The organism is Burkholderia sp. S-53 (assembly GCF_025560745.1).
In the GTDB taxonomy this organism is placed as follows: Bacteria; Pseudomonadota; Gammaproteobacteria; order Burkholderiales; family Burkholderiaceae; genus Burkholderia; species Burkholderia pyrrocinia.
Genome location: NZ_CP090483.1, coordinates 1,575,761 through 1,591,450 on the forward strand (window position 1 = coordinate 1,575,761; position 15,690 = coordinate 1,591,450).

Here is a 15,690-nt window from a genome sequence, read left to right on the forward strand (position 1 = left end):
GCCGCTTTATCGCCGCCGCGCGGCGTCTTACATTGCCAGCCATGCCGGTTCGCAGCGTCAGCGCGGCAACCGGTGCCACCCATCGAGAGTCTTCTGACTGAGGAATGAAATCATGAGCAAGCTGGCAGGCAAGGTAGCGATCGTCACGGGCGGATCGAAGGGCATCGGCGCGGCGATCGCGAGGGCGCTGGCCGCGGAAGGCGCGTCCGTCGTCGTCAATTACGCGAGCAGCAAGGCAGGTGCCGACGCAGTGGTGAGCGCGATCGTCGAAGCCGGCGGCCGTGCGGTCGCGGTCGGCGGCGACGTGTCGAAGGCTGCCGATGCGCAGCGCATCGTCGATACGGCAATCGAGTCGTACGGCCGTCTCGACGTGCTCGTCAACAATTCCGGCGTGTACGAATTCGCGCCGATCGAAGCGATCACCGAAGAACATTACCGCCGGCAGTTCGATACGAACGTGTTCGGTGTGCTGCTCACGACGCAGGCGGCCGTCAAGCATCTCGGCGAAGGCGCGAGCATCATCAACATCAGCTCGGTGGTGACCAGCATCACGCCGCCCGCCAGCGCGGTGTACAGCGGCACCAAGGGCGCGGTCGACGCGATCACCGGCGTGCTCGCGCTGGAACTCGGCCCGCGCAAGATCCGCGTGAACGCGATCAACCCGGGCATGATCGTGACCGAGGGCACGCACAGCGCGGGCATCATCGGTTCCGATCTCGACAAGCAGGTGCGCAGCGAAACGCCGCTCGGCCGCCTCGGCGAGCCGGACGACATCGCGTCGGTCGCCGTGTTCCTCGCATCGGACGACGCACGCTGGATGACCGGCGAACACCTCGTCGTGAGCGGCGGGTTGAACTGATCCTGCGCGTCGGCGCATCGGCACGAGCGGCGCGCGTGCGCCGTTCGGGCCGATCGCGTCGTTACGCGAGCATCGCCAGCGCGTTCGCGCCGACGTGCCAGCGCAGGCTCTCGACGACGAGCGCGTGATTGCGTTCGGAGTCGAGCCCCGCGATCGTCATCGCACCGACGAGGCCGGCACCGGCGATTCGCAACGGCACGCCGCCGCCGTCGAGCGCATAGTCGTCGTCCGACAGCCCCTGCGACCGCAGCGACCAGCCGGCGCGGCGAAACTGCGTGCCGACCTCGAGCGAACTCAGGCCGAAACGTAGCACCGTGTTCTGCCTGCGGCGGATCGCGTCGCTGTCTTCCGCGCGGCTGCCGTCGAGTGCGCAGTAGAACAGCGGCGCCGCTTCGCCGACGATGCCGACCGCGATCGGCAGCCCGCGGCGCGACGCGATATTGACCGCGATTTCCCCGAGCCGGCGCGCGACCTCGGCATTGAAGTGCGGCAGCGCCAGGTCCGGCGCGTCGTCGTCGAAGGGCGCGTGATCGATGCGCAGGAAGGTCGTCACCATGGCGGCTCCGTATCGTCGCAAGTCAGGTTCGCGCGCCGGCGTCGCGTTGTCACGGGCCGCGCGCTTGCCCGTGATTCGTTCAGCGCTTCGGCGCCGCGTCGAGCATCCATTCGTGCGCGGGATCGTTCTTGAATGCCCACGCGCGGCTCGGCCCCGCCATCACGTTCAGGTAGTACAGGTTGTAGCCGTGCGGCGCGACGACCGGGTGGTAGCCGCGCGGCACCATCACGACGTCGTGGTTCTCGACCGCGCACGCTTCGTCGAGGCTGCGGTCGTCGGTGTACACGCGCTGGAACGCGAAACCCTGCGGCGGATCGATCCGGTGGTAGTAGGTTTCCTCGAGCGAGGTTTCGTCGGGCGCCGCGTCGCGGTCGTGCTTGTGCGGCGGATAGCTGCTCGAATGGCTGGCGGGCGTGACGACCTCGACGACCAGCAGCCGCTCGGCCGCCGGGTTGTCGCCCATCAGGATGTCGCACACGTAGCGCGTATTGGTGCCTTGCCCGCGCACCGAGCGGCGCATCCGCTCGCCGTCGAGGCGTCGCACGGGCTTGTCGCCGCTCGCGTACGGCGCGGTGCACAGTGCGATTTCCGCATCGCGCGTCGCGACCAGCGTGACGGTCTTGCCGCCCGGCACGTACAGCGCGTCCGGCGCTACTTCCTCGAAGACGCTGTCGCGCTTGCCGAGCGCATCGTAGGTTTCACCGTCCACTTCCGCGCGCACCGTGCCCGTGAGCACGACGACGCACAGCTCGCGTGCGCCGGTGTCGAGCGTTTCGGTGTCGCCCGCCTTCAGGCGCAGCGCGCGGAAACCGACATGCTTCCAGCCGGCCGACTCGGGCGTGACGTTGCAGATTTCGCGGTCGGCGGATGCCTTGACCAGCAGGGGAGAAATCGTCATGGGGTGGGGCTCCGCAATAGGGTGGGGCTCATGCGTTCGAGCGCTCGCAGGCTCACGCGCTCAACCGGTCGACGATCGCGCGCAGCGAGTCGTAGCCTTTTTTCGCATACGCGTAGCTCGGCGCGACGGCCGGATCCTGCTCGGCCTCGACGACGAGCCAGCCTTCGTAGCCGGCGTCCTTCAGCGTGCGCAGCGTCGCGTCGTAGTCGAGCGCGCCGTCGCCCGGCACCGTGAAGGTGCCGTTGATCACGCCGTTCAGGAAGCTCCAGCCGTCGTTGCGCGCCTGCGTGACGACCTGCGCGCGCACGTCCTTGCAATGCACGTGCACCACGCGCGACACGTGCTTCTTCAGCAGCGTCACCGGGTCGGCCGCGCCGCCGAAATACGCGTGGCCGGTGTCGAACAGCAGGAACACCTTGGCCGGATCGGTCAGCGCCATCAGCCTGTCGACGTCGTCGGGCGACTCGACGTACGCGCCCATGTGGTGATGGTAGGCGAGCTTGATCCCGTACGTGTCGAGCAGGTGCGCGCCGAATGCGTCGAGGCGCGCCGCGTAGCGCTGCCACGCTGCGTCGTCGACGAAGCGCGGCCGCTTCGCGACCGGCGTGTCGATGCTGCCCTGGATCGTGCCCGCGCACTCGCCGTAGACGACCACCTTCACGTCGTTGTACTGCAGCTTCGTCATGTGCGCGCGGCAGCGTTCGATTTCCGCCGCGACCGCATCGGCGTCGCTGATGCCCGGCTCGACTTCCGCAAGGAAGCCCGAATACCAGCCCGATACGCACACGAGCCCGAACTCGGCGAGCTTCGCCTTCAGCTCGGGGCCGGTCTTCGGAAACTTGTTGCCGAGCTCGAAGCCCGCGTAGCCGATTTCGGCGCCTTCCTTCAGCGCCGTTTCGAGCGGCGTCTCGCCGCCGAGCGACGGCAGGTCGTCGTTCATCCACGACAGGGGATTGATACCGATGCGGACGTTCCAGCTCATGACTTGCTTCCTTGGTTCGTATGGTTTTTTTGCGTGGCGGGTGGGTAGGCAGCGCGCGGCATCAGCGCCGCTGCCGGGTCTTTGCGTCGAGATACGCGCGGTGCGCTTGCTCGACGCCGGCACGCTCGGATACCTGCGGCACCGCGACTTCCCACCACGCGCCGCCGTCGTCGGTCGTGCGCTTGTGCGTGGTGTCGATCACGAGTACCTGGCTTTTCGTTGCCGCGCGTGCGCGCTTCATTTCGCTGCGAAGCTCGCCGACGTCGCGCACGTGCACCGCGTCGGCGCCCATCGAGCGCGCATGCATCGCGAAGTCGATCGTCGAGCGCGCGCCGCCTTCCGGCACGCAGTCGTCGAGCATGTTGTTGAAGCTCGCGCCGCCGCAATTCAGTTGCAGCCGCTCGATGCAGCCGTAGCCGCGGTTGTCGAGGATCACGACGATGAGCTTGCGGCCGAGCATCACGGAAGTGGCGAGTTCCGCATTGAGCATCATGTACGAGCCGTCGCCGACGATCACGATCACTTCGCGCTCGGGCCGCGCGAGCTTCGCGCCGAGGCCGCCCGCGACCTCGTAGCCCATGCACGAATACGCATAGTCCATGTGGTAGTTGCCCGGCATGCCGCTGCGCCACAGCTTGTGCAATTCAGCCGGCAGCGTGCCGGCCGCGCATACGACGAGGTCGTCGCGCGCGCTGTCGCGCCCCGCGTCGGCGGCAGATTCGCGCACCGCGCCGATCACTTCCGCGTCGTACGGCAGCGTGTCCTTCGGCGCGCGCGTCGTCAGCTCCGTCACGCGCGAGTTCCACGCGGCGGCCTGGTCGCGGTTGGCGGCCGTCCATGCTGCGTCGGCGCGCCAGCCGGCCAGCGCGGCAGACAACTGGCCGAGGCCCGTGCGCGCATCCGCGACTAGTTGCCGGCCGCGCTTCTTGCCCGCGTCGAACGGCTGCACGTTCAGGCTCAGCAGCGTGGCGTCGCCGTAGAGCGCGTGCGAGCCGGTCGTGAAGTCCTGCAGCCGCGTGCCGACCGCGAGCACGACGTCGGCCTGCGCGGCCGCGCGGTTCGCGGCGGGCGAGCCCGTCACGCCGATCGAGCCGAGGTTCAGCGGATGGTCCCACGCAAGGCTGCCCTTGCCGGCCTGCGATTCGGCGACCGGCACGCCGTGCGTGTCGGCGAACGCGCGCAGCGCGTCCCACGCCTGGCTGTACAGCACGCCGCCACCGGCGACGATCAGCGGCTTCTTCGCGGCTTTCAGAACGTCGAGCGCATCGGCGAGTTCGAGCGGGTCGGCCGGCGGTCGGCGCATCCGGATCACCGGCGGCGCGAAGAAATCCTCGGGCCAGTCGTATGCGAAGGTCTGCACGTCCTGCGGCAGCGCGAGACACACGGGGCCGCACTGCGCGGGGTCGGTCATCACCTGGATCGCGCGCGGCAGCGCGACCAGCAACTGTTCGGGCGACGTGATCCGGTCGAAGTAGCGCGTGACGGGGCGGAAGCAGTCGTTCGCGCTGACGTCGCCCTGTTCGAAATCCTCGACCTGCTGCAGCACGGGGTCGGGCAGGCGCGACACGAACACGTCGCCGGGCAGCAGCAACAGCGGCAGCCGGCCGACGTGCGCGAGCGCGGCCGACGTCAGCATGTTGGTCGCGCCGGGGCCGATGCTCGACGTCGCGGCCATCATCCGCTGGCGGAAATTAGCTTTCGCGAACGCGACGGCCGCATTGGCCATCCCTTGCTCGTTGTGCGCGCGGAAGGTCGGCAGCCGGTCTTTCTCGGCATGCAATGCTTCGCCGAGCCCGGCCACGTTGCCGTGGCCGAAGATGGCGAACACGCCGCCGCAGTACGGCAGGATCTCGGTGCGGCCGTCGGGCTGGACGACTTCGGCGCGCAGGGCGGCCAGGTAGCGCACGAGCGCCTGGCTGACGGTCAGTCTCACGGTGGTGGTCATCGTCGGTCAGTAGTGAGGAGTCGGGTCGGTCATGACGGGCATGCGGATCAGGCCGCGGCCGCGCGCGCGGTGCCGCGGCGGCCGAGCCACGCGTCCACGAGCTGCGCGAAGTTGCCCGCGACCTCGTCGATCAGCGCCTGGTCGTCGATCCGGCCGGCGAGCCAGTTCAGCGACGCATCGGCCCACAGCGTGCGCCCGACCATGAAACCCTTGACGATCGGGTTGGTCGCCGAGCGGAAGCTGTCGACGAGATATTGCAGCGGCTGGTTCAGCCCGAGGATCACGGCGCCGCGGCAGTGCGGGTCGCGCTCGGCGATCAGCGCGGCGAGTCGCGCCCAGCCGTCGGCGCTCAGCGGCGTGAGCTTCCACCATTCGGGCATCACGCCGAGGTTGTAGAAGCGCGCGACCGCGCGCAGCACCGCATCGTCCTCGGTGCCGGCCGGCGTGACCGCGCGCGGCGGAATGACTTCCAGCAGCAGCTCGTTGCCGCTGGCGCGCGTGGCTTCCCACAGCTCCAGCACGCGCTGCTCCTGCTCGACGCGCAGATCGACGTCGTCGTCGGGGTGGTAGTGCACCAGGCACTTCACGACCTGCTCGGTCGGCCAGTGCGTGAGCGACGAGCCGACCGAGCGCGTCTCGTCGAAGCGCAACGGCCGCGAGCCCGGCAGCTCGACCGGTCGGCCGACCCACCAGCCGCGCCCGGTGGCCGACGCGAGCGCGTCGCTGCCATACGCGCCGCCGTCGATCAGCACGCCGACGTGGCCTTCGATATGGCGATCGCGCTCGACCTGTTCGGCCGCGCGCACGAGCAGGCGCTTCAGCGTCTTGATCCGTGCTTCGTCCGCGCCGGCCTGCACCGCGAGTTCGTAGAACTGGCTGCGATGGTCGAACGCCATCACGCACAGGTCGTCCCATTCGCGGCGCGGCACCGTGACGCGATGCAGGTGCGCGAGCGTTCGGTCCGCGTCGACCACGGGATTGCGGCTGCCGTCGAACCAGTGCGCGAGTTCGGCCGGCGTCGGCATCGCGGCCGAGCACGCATGGCGCGACACGACGATCGCGCCGCACGCGTTCGCGATGCGCGTCGATTCCGCCCAGTCGCGGCCGCGCAGCAGCCCGGACAGCAGGCCCGACAGGAACGCGTCGCCCGCGCCGAGCACGTTGAGCACCTCGACGCGTTCGCCGAGAAAGGTCGGCGCATCGTCGATCCGCGCGGGGATGTCGCCTTCGATCACGCAGCAGCCGAGTGCGCCGCGCTTGACGACCAGCGCGGCGTTCGTGATCCCGCGCACCGCCTGCAACGAACCGATCAGGTCGTGCGGCACGCCGCCCGCGATCAGGAATTCCTCCTCGGTGCCGACCAGCAGGTCGAATTCGCCGAGCACCTGCTGCAATTGCCGCGTCACCTGCGCGTCCGGCACGTAGCGGTTCTCGCCCGCGCCGCGCGAGGTCAGCCCCCACAGCACCGGCCGGTAGTCGATGTCGAGAATTCGCACGACGCCGTGGCGGCGCGCGTAGCCGAGCGCGGTCAGCGACGCCTCGCGCGTGGCCGGCGTCGAAAGATGCGTGCCGGTGATCGCGAGCGCGCGGCAGCCGGCGATGAAGTCCTCGCGGATCTCGTCGGCGCGCACGGCCATGTCCGCGCAGTTCTCGCGCATGAACAGCAGCGGGAACGTGTCGCGATCCTTCAGCCCGAGCAGCACCAGCGCGGTGAGGCGCTCGCGGTCGGTCTGCAGCTGGCTCGTGTCGCAGCCTTCGCGCTCGAGCGTCTCGCGCACGAAGCGGCCCATCTGCTCGTCGCCGACGCGCGAGATCATCGCAGTCTTCAGCCCGAGCCGGGCGACGCCGAACGCGACGTTGCCCGACGAGCCGCCGAGATACATCTGGAAGCTGCGCGCGTCCTCCAGGCGGCTGCCGTACTGCTGCGCATAGAGATCCACGGCCACACGGCCGAGGCAGGCGAGATCGATGGGGCGGTCACTCGGAAAGTTCAGCAGGCTCATATCACGTATCACGCTCGCGGCCGGCGTTCGGCGCTGCCGGCAGATTAGGGGACCGATCCACCGGCGACGGTCCGCAACGTGCGCTACACGACGCGAGGCTGCCTGCCGCAAGGAATCGGGCTACGGACGCAGTCTAGGCTTTTTGGAAATCCAGTTCCCTAGGTGAAATCACGTAGAAATAAATTTCCAAATTATCGAGGAAGTGATCTACAGTTTCATCCGGATGCTTCAGTCCGTATCGGACTCGGCCCGGCGGCGCGCAACGCGCCGTCTTCCGCCCCCCGGAGATGAGGAGACAAAGTGATCATGAAGACCAAGCTGATGGCCGTCGCGGCCGCCGCGATCCTGGCTGCGCCGCTCGCGCATGCCGAGAAGATCGGCGTGACGATGGCGTCGTTCGACGACACATTCCTGACCATCCTGCGCAACAGCATCACCGACGCAGCGAAGAAGGACGGTGCGACGGTGCAGATCGAGGACGGCGGCAACGACGTCGGCAAGCAGTTGAGCCAGGTCCAGAACATGATCGCGCAGAAGGTCGACGCGATCATCGTGAACGCGGTCGACACCGACGCGACGCCGAAGATCACGAAGATGGCGACGGCGGCGAAGATCCCGCTCGTGTACGTGAACCGCAAGCCGGTCGATTTCGACAAGCTGCCGGCCGGCGTCGCGGTCGTCGCATCCGACGAGAAGCAGTCGGGCACGCTGCAGGCGCGCCAGGTGTGCAAGCTGCTCGGCGGCAAGGGCGACCTCCTCGTGCTGATGGGCGAGCTGTCCAACGAATCGGCGCGCGCCCGCACCAAGGACATCGAGGACGTGATCGCGACGAAGGAATGCTCCGGCATGAAGATCGTCGACAAGCGCGAAGGCAAGTGGAGCCGCACGCAGGGCCAGGACATCACGATGAACTGGCTGAGCTCCGGGACGAAGTTCGACGCGATCGTGTCGAACAACGACGAAATGGCGATCGGCGCGATCAATGCGCTGAAGGCTGCGCGCAAATTGACGCCGAAGACCGTCGTCGCCGGCATCGACGCGACGCCGGACGGCCTGGCGTCGATGAAGAGCGGCGAGCTGAAGGTGTCGGTGTACCAGAACGCGATCGGGCAGGGCGCGCAATCGGTTGCCGCCGCGCTGAAGCTCGCGAAGAAGCAGCCCGTCGACCGCTTCGTGAACGTGCCGTTCGAGCTCGTGACGCCCGAGAACATGAACCAGTACGCCAAGCACTGAGCGGCGATCCGTTGAACTGCGCGGGCCCGGCCTGGCCGGGTTCGCGCGCGACTTGTCGAGGAACGTCCATGTTTACAGCCAGGATCGCGCGCCCGATGGCCGGCGTCGACGCGCCGGCCGCTTCGTCCGGAGGATCGCCCGGCGCATCCGGATCGTCCGGTTCGCCGGCTTCTGCCGCGTCCGACTGCGTGCTCGAGGTGCGCGGCGTCGGCAAGTCCTTTCCCGGCGTCGTCGCGCTCGACGGCGTGCAGTTCCGCGTGCGCCGCGGCACCGTCCATGCGCTGATGGGCGAGAACGGCGCGGGCAAGTCGACGCTGATGAAGATCATCGCGGGCGTCTACACGCCCGATCAGGGCGAGATCCTGATCAACGGCGAACCCGTCGTGCTGAACGGCCCGCTCGATGCGCTCGACCGCGGGATCGCGATGATCCACCAGGAACTCAACCTGATGCCGTACATGACGGTCGCGGAGAACATCTGGATCCGCCGCGAACCGAAGAACCGCTTCGGCCTGATCGATCACGCGGAGCTGCGCCGCCGTACGGCCGAGCTGTTCGAGCGGCTGTCGATCGACATCGATCCGGAAACCGACGTGCGCACGCTGACGGTCGCGAGCCGCCAGATGGTCGAGATCGCGAAGGCCGTGTCGTTCGACTCGGACGTGCTGATCATGGACGAGCCGACGTCGGCGCTGACCGACAAGGAGGTCACGCACCTGTTCCGGATCATTCGCCAGCTGCGCGAGCAGGGCAAGGGCATCGTCTACATCACGCACAAGATGAACGAGCTGTTCGAGATCGCCGACGAGTTCTCGGTGTTCCGCGACGGCAAGTACATCGGCACGCATGCGTCGAGCGACGTCACGCGCGACGACATCATCCGCATGATGGTCGGGCGCGAGATCACGCAGATGTTCCCGAAGGAGGAGGTGCCGATCGGCGACGTCGTGCTGTCGGTGCGGAACCTCGGCGTCGACGGCGTGTTCCGCGACGTGAGCTTCGAGCTGCGCGCGGGCGAGATCCTCGGCGTCGCGGGCCTGGTCGGCTCGGGGCGCTCGAACGTCGCGGAGGCGCTGTTCGGCGTCGTGCCGGCCACGTCGGGCGAGATCCGGATCGACGGCAAGCCGGTGCGGATCTCGACGCCCGCGCAGGCGATGAAGCACGGGATGGCGTTCCTGACCGAGGACCGCAAGGACACCGGCTGTTTCCTGAATCTCGACCTGCTCGCGAACATGGAAGCGGCGGTGCTCAGCAACCGCTACGTGAAGTTCAATTTCGTGCGGCAGGCGCAGCTGAAGCGCGACTGCGAGGAAATGAGCCGGATGCTGCGCGTGAAGTCGCCCGGGCTGCACGAGGAGATCCAGAACCTGTCGGGCGGCAACCAGCAGAAGGTGCTGATCGGGCGCTGGCTGCTCACGCAGCCGCGCATCCTGATCCTCGACGAACCGACGCGCGGCATCGACGTCGGCGCGAAGGCCGAGATCCACCGGCTCGTCAGCGCGCTCGCCGGCAAGGGCGTCGCGGTGCTGATGATCTCGTCGGAGATGCCGGAGGTGCTGGGAATGAGCGACCGCGTGATGGTGATGCACGAAGGGCGCATGACCGGCATCGTCGACCGCAAGGACGCCGACCAGGTCCGCATCATGGATCTCGCGTCGCGCTGATCCGAAACAAGAGTGGAGACAAAGAAATGGGCAACCTGAATCCGGTCGCGGACGCGCAGACCATGACAATCAAGTCGCGGCACACCAAGTGGCCGCCCGAGCTGAGCATCTTTCTCGTGCTGGTCGGCATCAGCCTGTTCTTCGAGATCGTCGGCTGGATCGTCGTCGGCCAGAGCTTCCTGTTCAACGCCGAGCGGCTCGAGATCATCGTGCTGCAGATGGCCGTGATCGGCATCATCGCGGTCGGCGTGAACCTCGTGATCATCACCAGCGGGATCGACCTGTCGTCGGGGTCGGTCGTGGCCGCCGCGGCCGTCGTGTCCGCGAGCCTCGCGCAGGTGTCCGACTTTCCGCGCGCGGTGTTTCCGCACCTGACCGACCTGCCGATCGTCTGGCCGGTGCTGGCCGGCGTGTGTGTCGGGCTGCTGGTCGGCCTGCTGAACGGTTCGCTGATCGCGATGACGGGCATCCCGCCGTTCATCGCGACGCTCGGCACGATGGTCGCCGCACGCGGGTTCGCGAAATGGTTCACCAACGGGATGCCCGTGTCGATGCTGACCGACCAGTTCGCGGCCATCGGCGCAGGCGCCAATCCGGTGATCATCTTTCTCGTGATCGCCGCGATCTTCCACGTCGTGCTGCGCTACACGCGCTTCGGCAAGTACACCTACGCGATCGGCGCGAACCGTCACGCGGCCGTCGTGTCGGGCATCAACGTCACGCGTCACCTGGTCTTCGTCTATGCGATCGCGGGCCTGTTGAGCGGGATCGCCGGCACCGTGACGGCCGCGCGCGCGATCTCGGGCCAGTCGGGCATGGGCGTGATGTACGAGCTCGACGCAATCGCCGCGGTCGTGATCGGCGGCACGTCGCTGTCGGGCGGCCTCGGTCGCGTAACGGGCACCGTGATCGGCGTGCTGATCCTCGGCGTGATGACGTCGGGTTTCACGTTCATCCGCATCGACGCGTATTACCAGGAGATGGTCAAGGGCGCGATCATCGTCGCGGCCGTGATCGCCGACCAGTATCGCAACAAGAAGAAGCGTCGCTGAGCGCACGCGTCCGACTGCACCCCGCATTCACGAAGGAAGCCTGATGAAGATCGCGCTGGACCCCTACATGATTCGCCACCTGCCGCTCGACCGGCTGCCGCACGCGGTGGCCGAGCTCGGCTACGACCAGATCGAGCTGTCGCCGCGCAGCGATTTCCTCGACTGGTGGGTGATGCCGCGCGCGACGCGCGAGCGCATGGCTGCGTTTCGCCAGGCGATGCGCGCGAGCGGCGTCGGCCTCGCGTCGCTGCAGCCGATGTACCGCTGGGCGAGCCCGTTCGAGGACGAGCGTCAATGGGCCGTGCGCTGCTGGAAGAAGGCGATCGAGGTCGCGCTCGAGATGGAGTGCGCGCTGATGGTGTCGGAGTTCGGGCGCGGTGCGTCGCCGGAGCGCTCGGTCGGCGAGCGGCCGGGCGCGAACCCGAAGGAGCTGTGCGAAGCCGCGTGGTTCCGGTCGATGGACGAGCTGCTGCCGATTCTCGAGCGCGAGGGCATCGTGCTGTCGGTCGAGCCGCATCCGGAGGACTGGATCGAGCAGTTGCAGCCGGCGATCGACATCGTGACGAACCTCGGCTCGCCGTCGCTGAAGCTGTCGTATATCGCGCCGCACACGTTCTACTACGGCGACGACATGGCCGCGATGATCGCGCAGGCCGCGCCGATCCTCGCGCACGTGCGCGTGGCCGACACCTTCGACCACCGCAAGAGCAGCCAGCTGCGCTACATCGTGAACCCGCCGGGTTCGAACCAGATCCGCGTGCACCAGCATCTCGACATCGGGCAGGGCGAGATCGACTGGGACGTGTTCTTCCGCGCGCTCGGCGCCGCGGGCTTCGACGGCGTGATGTCGTCGTGCGTGTTCGCGTGGGAGGACCGCGCCGAAGCGTCGTCGCGCTACATGCGCGACACGATCGGGCGCTACGTCGATCTTCATTTCGATCGCACGGCGCGCTGAACGATTACTGACCGGCGCGGCACGGGCCGCGCCGCTGATGAACGACTGGAGACTCCCAGATGACCTTGCAAATCGGCGTGATCGGCTGTGGCGCGATCGGCCAGGACCATATCCGCAGATTGACGCGCACGCTGTCCGGTGCGCGCGTGGTGGCCGTCAACGACATCGATCCGCAGCAGGCGCGCGACGCGGTGTCGAAATACGGGCTCGACGCCGAGATCTACGGCGACGGCCATGAAGTGGTCGCGGCCGCCGACGTGCAGGCCGTGCTCGTCACGTCGTGGGGGCCGACGCACGAAGCGTTCGTGCTCGACGCGATCGCGCACGGCAAGCCCGTGTTCTGCGAGAAGCCGCTCGCCGTCACGGCCGACGGCTGCATGCGGATCGTCGAAGCGGAAGTCGCGCACGGCAAGCGGCTCGTGCAGGTCGGCTTCATGCGGCCTTACGACGAAGGCTATCGCGCGCTGAAGCGCGTGATCGACAGCGGCGAGATCGGCGCACCGCTGATGCTGCATTGCGCGCACCGCAACCAGTCGGTCGGCGAGCGCTACACGACCGACATGGCGATCACCGACACGCTGATCCACGAGCTCGACGTGCTGCGCTGGCTGCTCGGCGAGGATTACGCGAGCGCGCAGGTCGTCTATCCGAAGAAGACGCGCCATGCGTCCGCGCATCTCGCCGACCCGCAGATCGTGCTGCTGGAAACCGCGAGCGGCGTGCGCATCGACGTCGAGATTTTCGTGAACTGCCAGTACGGCTACGACATCCAGTGCGAAGTGGTCGGCGAGCAGGGCATCGCGAAGCTGCCCGATCCGCCGGCCGTGGACCTCAAGCGCGCGGCGCGGCAATCGGTCGAGATCATGACCGACTGGAAGGAGCGCTTCATCGCGTCGTACGACGTCGAGCTGCAGGCGTTCATCGACGGCGTGCGGCAGGGTGCGCTGACGGGCCCGTCGGCCTGGGACGGCTACGCGGCGGCGGTCGCGGCCGACGCATGCGTGCGTGCGCAACAGAGCGGTGCGGTCGAACCGATCGCGATGGCCGACCGCCCCGCGTTCTATCGCGCCTGAACCGTGGCCGCGTCGCCACGCATGCGGCCGCGCGCCGCTTACCTGCCGGACTGACCGACATGACGATGAAGATTGGTTGCGCACCCTGCTGCTGGGGCGTCGACGACGTGAAGAACCCGCACCTGCCGCCGTGGCGGCACGTGCTCGCCGAGGCCGCGCAGGCCGGCTACTCGGGCATCGAGCTCGGGCCGTACGGCTATATCCCGCTCGAGCTCGACGTCGTGAGCGCCGAGCTCGAGCGGCAGCGCCTGAGCATTACCGCCGGCACGATCTTCGACGATCTCGTGTCGCCGGAGAACCTGCCGAACCTGCTGCGCCAGACGCGCGAGATCTGCGCGCTGATCACGCGGCTGCCGAAGCTGCCGACGCAGGATGGCCAGCGCTACGCGGCGCCGTACCTGGTCGTGATGGACTGGGGGCACGAGGAACGCGATTACGCGGCCGGTCATGCCGATCGCGCGCCGCGGCTGTCCGGCGAGCGCTGGGCGCACATGGTCGAGCACATCCGGCAGATCGCGACGATCGCGCGCGACGAGTTCGGCGTGCGCGCGGTGATCCATCCGCATGCGGGCGGCTACATCGAGTTCGCGGACGAGATCGACCGGATCGTCGCTGACCTGCCGGCCGACACGGTCGGCCTCTGTCTCGATACGGGCCACCTGTACTACTCGGGCATGGACCCGGAGACCTGGCTGCGCCGTCATGCGGCGCGCCTCGACTATGTGCATTTCAAGGATATCGACACGGCCGTGTACGACGCGGTGATGGGCGAGCACATTGCGTTCTTCGCGGCATGCGCGCGCGGCGTGATGTGCCCGATCGGCACCGGCGTGCTCGACTACCGGTCGATCCGGCACGCGCTCGACGACATCGGCTACGCGGGCTACATCACGATCGAGCAGGAGCGCGATCCGCGCAATGCCGGCACGAGCCTGCGCGACGTTGCCGCGAGCCGCGCGTTTCTCGCGTCGGCCGGTTTCGCATGAACTTGGCATGAACACCTGAACCACCGAACACCTGAACACGGACCAGGAACACCACCATCATGATTGACGGACAGATTCTGCTTGGACACTCGATTCGCTGGGGCATGGTCGGCGGCGGGCTCGGCAGCCAGATCGGCTACAGCCACCGGTCGGCCGCGTTGCGCGACGGCAGTTTCGAGCTGGTCGCCGGCGCGTTCGACATCGATCCCGAACGCGGCCGCCAGTTCGGCTTGAAGCTCGGCGTCGCGGCCGAGCGCTGCTATCCCGACTACGCGACGATGTTCGACGCCGAGGCGCGTCGCCCGGACGGCATTCGCGCGGTGTCGATCGCGACGCCCAACAATACGCACTTCGAAATTTGCCGCGCCGCGCTGAACGCGGGGCTGCACGTGGTCTGCGAGAAGCCGCTGTGCTTCACGACCGACGAGGCCGAGACGCTGCAGCGCCTGTCGGTCGAGAAGAACCGGATCGTCGGCGTCGCATACGGCTATTCGGGTCACCAGATGATCGAGCAGGCGCGCGAGATGATCGCGCGAGGCGATCTCGGCGAGATCCGCATCGTGCAGATGCAGTTCGCACACGGTTTCCACAGCGAAGGCGTCGAGGCCGCGAGCGCGGCCGCGCGCTGGCGCGTCGATCCGAAGTTCGCGGGTCCGAGCTACGTGCTCGGCGACATCGGCACGCATCCGCTGTACATCTCCGAGGTGATGGCGCCCGAGCTGAAGATCCGGCGGCTGATGTGTTCGCGGCAGAGCTTCGTGAAGAGCCGCGCGCCGCTCGAGGACAACGCGTTCACGATCATGGAATACGACACGGGCGCGATCGGCTACGTGTGGTCGAGCGCGGTGAACGCGGGTTCGATGCACGGCCAGAAGGTGCGCGTGATCGGATCGAAGGCGAGCGTCGAATGGTGGGACGAGCATCCGAACCAGTTGCGCTACGAAGTGCAGGGGCAGCCCGCGCAGGTGCTCGATCGCGGGATGGGTTATCTGCATCCGAATGCGTTGCGCGAGGATCGCATCGGCGCCGGGCATCCGGAAGGGCTGTTCGAGGCCTGGTCCAATCTCTATCAGCGCTTCGCGCTCGCGATGGATGCGGCCGATCGCGGCGACGCCGCGGCGCTGAAGGGTATCCGCTTTCCGGACGTCCATGCGGGCGTCGAGGGCGTCCGATGGGTCGAGAACTGCGTGCGTTCCGCCGACGCGGGCGGCGCGTGGGTCGACTATCGCTGAGCAGGGCAGGCCGGAGGCGGCGCGCCGGGCGCCGCTTCGCACCGGCCGTCGGCGTCGGCAGACTCGGTAGACGCCCTAATCTTTACGATACCGCGAGAGCGTTGGACAATCGTTGCCAGTCTTGCCGTGGAGCGTGTGCAGGTGATGATCGAGCGCGTGGGAGCGAAACGCGCGGCGCGGGCCGTGCCGCAAACGTGATTAAATTCGCCCTTCATGCATGTATCCAGGTGAGCCTCGGGCCGCGTCCGTCAG

The 15,690-nt window shown here is 67.8% G+C and carries 13 protein-coding genes; 8 read left to right on the forward strand and 5 right to left on the reverse strand.

Annotated features, from left to right (window positions below; genetic code table 11):
* The first annotated feature begins 112 nt into the window (after positions 1 to 112).
* Positions 113 to 859, forward strand: coding sequence for a glucose 1-dehydrogenase (locus LXM88_RS12285; protein ID WP_262542548.1), 747 nt, complete (start codon positions 113 to 115; stop codon positions 857 to 859).
* Between the two features lie 61 nt (positions 860 to 920).
* Here the strand turns inward: LXM88_RS12285 and LXM88_RS12290 are convergent, their stop codons facing one another.
* The 5 genes from LXM88_RS12290 to LXM88_RS12310 all read right to left on the reverse strand — a co-directional run bounded on the left by LXM88_RS12290 (position 921) and on the right by LXM88_RS12310 (position 7,243).
* Positions 921 to 1,415, reverse strand: coding sequence for a heme-degrading domain-containing protein (locus tag LXM88_RS12290; protein ID WP_262542549.1), 495 nt, complete (start codon positions 1,413 to 1,415; stop codon positions 921 to 923).
* 79 nt (positions 1,416 to 1,494) lie between these two features.
* The gene (gene iolB / locus LXM88_RS12295; RefSeq protein ID WP_262542550.1) at positions 1,495 to 2,313 is read right to left on the reverse strand and encodes a 5-deoxy-glucuronate isomerase; all 819 of its coding nucleotides are present in this window, start codon (positions 2,311 to 2,313) and stop codon (positions 1,495 to 1,497) included.
* Between the two features lie 52 nt (positions 2,314 to 2,365).
* On the reverse strand, positions 2,366 to 3,295 hold the full coding sequence (gene iolE / locus LXM88_RS12300; protein ID WP_262542551.1) for a myo-inosose-2 dehydratase: 930 nt from the start codon (positions 3,293 to 3,295) through the stop codon (positions 2,366 to 2,368).
* A 61-nt stretch (positions 3,296 to 3,356) separates the two neighbouring features.
* Positions 3,357 to 5,240, reverse strand: a complete 1,884-nt coding sequence (gene iolD, locus LXM88_RS12305; RefSeq protein ID WP_262542552.1) for a 3D-(3,5/4)-trihydroxycyclohexane-1,2-dione acylhydrolase (decyclizing) — start codon at positions 5,238 to 5,240, stop codon at positions 3,357 to 3,359.
* Between the two features lie 47 nt (positions 5,241 to 5,287).
* A complete protein-coding gene (locus LXM88_RS12310) occupies positions 5,288 to 7,243 on the reverse strand; it encodes a bifunctional 5-dehydro-2-deoxygluconokinase/5-dehydro-2-deoxyphosphogluconate aldolase (RefSeq protein WP_262542553.1) in 1,956 nt (651 codons plus the stop codon).
* Positions 7,244 to 7,549: 306 nt separating this feature from the next.
* Here LXM88_RS12310 and LXM88_RS12315 point away from each other — a divergent pair, with 306 nt between their 5' ends.
* From LXM88_RS12315 to LXM88_RS12345, 7 genes are all read left to right on the forward strand, one after another.
* Positions 7,550 to 8,476, forward strand: a complete 927-nt coding sequence (locus LXM88_RS12315; RefSeq protein ID WP_047900466.1) for a sugar ABC transporter substrate-binding protein — start codon at positions 7,550 to 7,552, stop codon at positions 8,474 to 8,476.
* A 68-nt stretch (positions 8,477 to 8,544) separates the two neighbouring features.
* Entirely contained in the window at positions 8,545 to 10,140 is a 1,596-nt protein-coding gene (locus LXM88_RS12320; RefSeq protein ID WP_262542554.1) for a sugar ABC transporter ATP-binding protein, read from the forward strand.
* 26 nt (positions 10,141 to 10,166) lie between these two features.
* On the forward strand, positions 10,167 to 11,192 hold the full coding sequence (locus tag LXM88_RS12325) for an ABC transporter permease (protein ID WP_152858899.1): 1,026 nt from the start codon (positions 10,167 to 10,169) through the stop codon (positions 11,190 to 11,192).
* Between the two features lie 43 nt (positions 11,193 to 11,235).
* Positions 11,236 to 12,147 carry a sugar phosphate isomerase/epimerase family protein gene (locus tag LXM88_RS12330; protein WP_262542555.1) on the forward strand — a complete coding sequence of 304 codons (912 nt, stop codon included), beginning with the start codon at positions 11,236 to 11,238 and terminating at the stop codon, positions 12,145 to 12,147.
* 59 nt (positions 12,148 to 12,206) lie between these two features.
* On the forward strand, positions 12,207 to 13,220 hold the full coding sequence (locus LXM88_RS12335; RefSeq protein ID WP_047900470.1) for a Gfo/Idh/MocA family protein: 1,014 nt from the start codon (positions 12,207 to 12,209) through the stop codon (positions 13,218 to 13,220).
* Between the two features lie 59 nt (positions 13,221 to 13,279).
* Positions 13,280 to 14,206: a sugar phosphate isomerase/epimerase gene (locus tag LXM88_RS12340; RefSeq protein ID WP_262542556.1), complete on the forward strand. Its 927-nt coding sequence runs from the start codon at positions 13,280 to 13,282 to the stop codon at positions 14,204 to 14,206.
* Positions 14,207 to 14,265: 59 nt separating this feature from the next.
* Entirely contained in the window at positions 14,266 to 15,438 is a 1,173-nt protein-coding gene (locus tag LXM88_RS12345) for a Gfo/Idh/MocA family protein (RefSeq protein ID WP_262542557.1), read from the forward strand.
* The last annotated feature ends 252 nt before the right edge of the window (positions 15,439 to 15,690 follow it).

Excerpts from the sequence above, each read along its gene's own strand:
- iolE (WP_262542551.1), bottom strand. The coding sequence starts at position 3,295 with ATGAGCTGGAACGTCCGCATCGGTATCAATCCCCTGTCGTGGATGAAC.
- LXM88_RS12340 (WP_262542556.1), top strand. The coding sequence starts at position 13,280 with ATGACGATGAAGATTGGTTGCGCACCCTGCTGCTGGGGCGTCGACGAC.
- LXM88_RS12285 (WP_262542548.1), top strand. The coding sequence starts at position 113 with ATGAGCAAGCTGGCAGGCAAGGTAGCGATCGTCACGGGCGGATCGAAG.
- LXM88_RS12310 (WP_262542553.1), bottom strand. The coding sequence starts at position 7,243 with ATGAGCCTGCTGAACTTTCCGAGTGACCGCCCCATCGATCTCGCCTGC.
- LXM88_RS12330 (WP_262542555.1), top strand. The coding sequence starts at position 11,236 with ATGAAGATCGCGCTGGACCCCTACATGATTCGCCACCTGCCGCTCGAC.
- iolD (WP_262542552.1), bottom strand. The coding sequence starts at position 5,240 with ATGACCACCACCGTGAGACTGACCGTCAGCCAGGCGCTCGTGCGCTAC.
- iolB (WP_262542550.1), bottom strand. The coding sequence starts at position 2,313 with ATGACGATTTCTCCCCTGCTGGTCAAGGCATCCGCCGACCGCGAAATC.
- LXM88_RS12320 (WP_262542554.1), top strand. The coding sequence starts at position 8,545 with ATGTTTACAGCCAGGATCGCGCGCCCGATGGCCGGCGTCGACGCGCCG.
- LXM88_RS12345 (WP_262542557.1), top strand. The coding sequence starts at position 14,266 with ATGATTGACGGACAGATTCTGCTTGGACACTCGATTCGCTGGGGCATG.
- LXM88_RS12290 (WP_262542549.1), bottom strand. The coding sequence starts at position 1,415 with ATGGTGACGACCTTCCTGCGCATCGATCACGCGCCCTTCGACGACGAC.
- LXM88_RS12315 (WP_047900466.1), top strand. The coding sequence starts at position 7,550 with ATGAAGACCAAGCTGATGGCCGTCGCGGCCGCCGCGATCCTGGCTGCG.
- LXM88_RS12335 (WP_047900470.1), top strand. The coding sequence starts at position 12,207 with ATGACCTTGCAAATCGGCGTGATCGGCTGTGGCGCGATCGGCCAGGAC.
- LXM88_RS12325 (WP_152858899.1), top strand. The coding sequence starts at position 10,167 with ATGGGCAACCTGAATCCGGTCGCGGACGCGCAGACCATGACAATCAAG.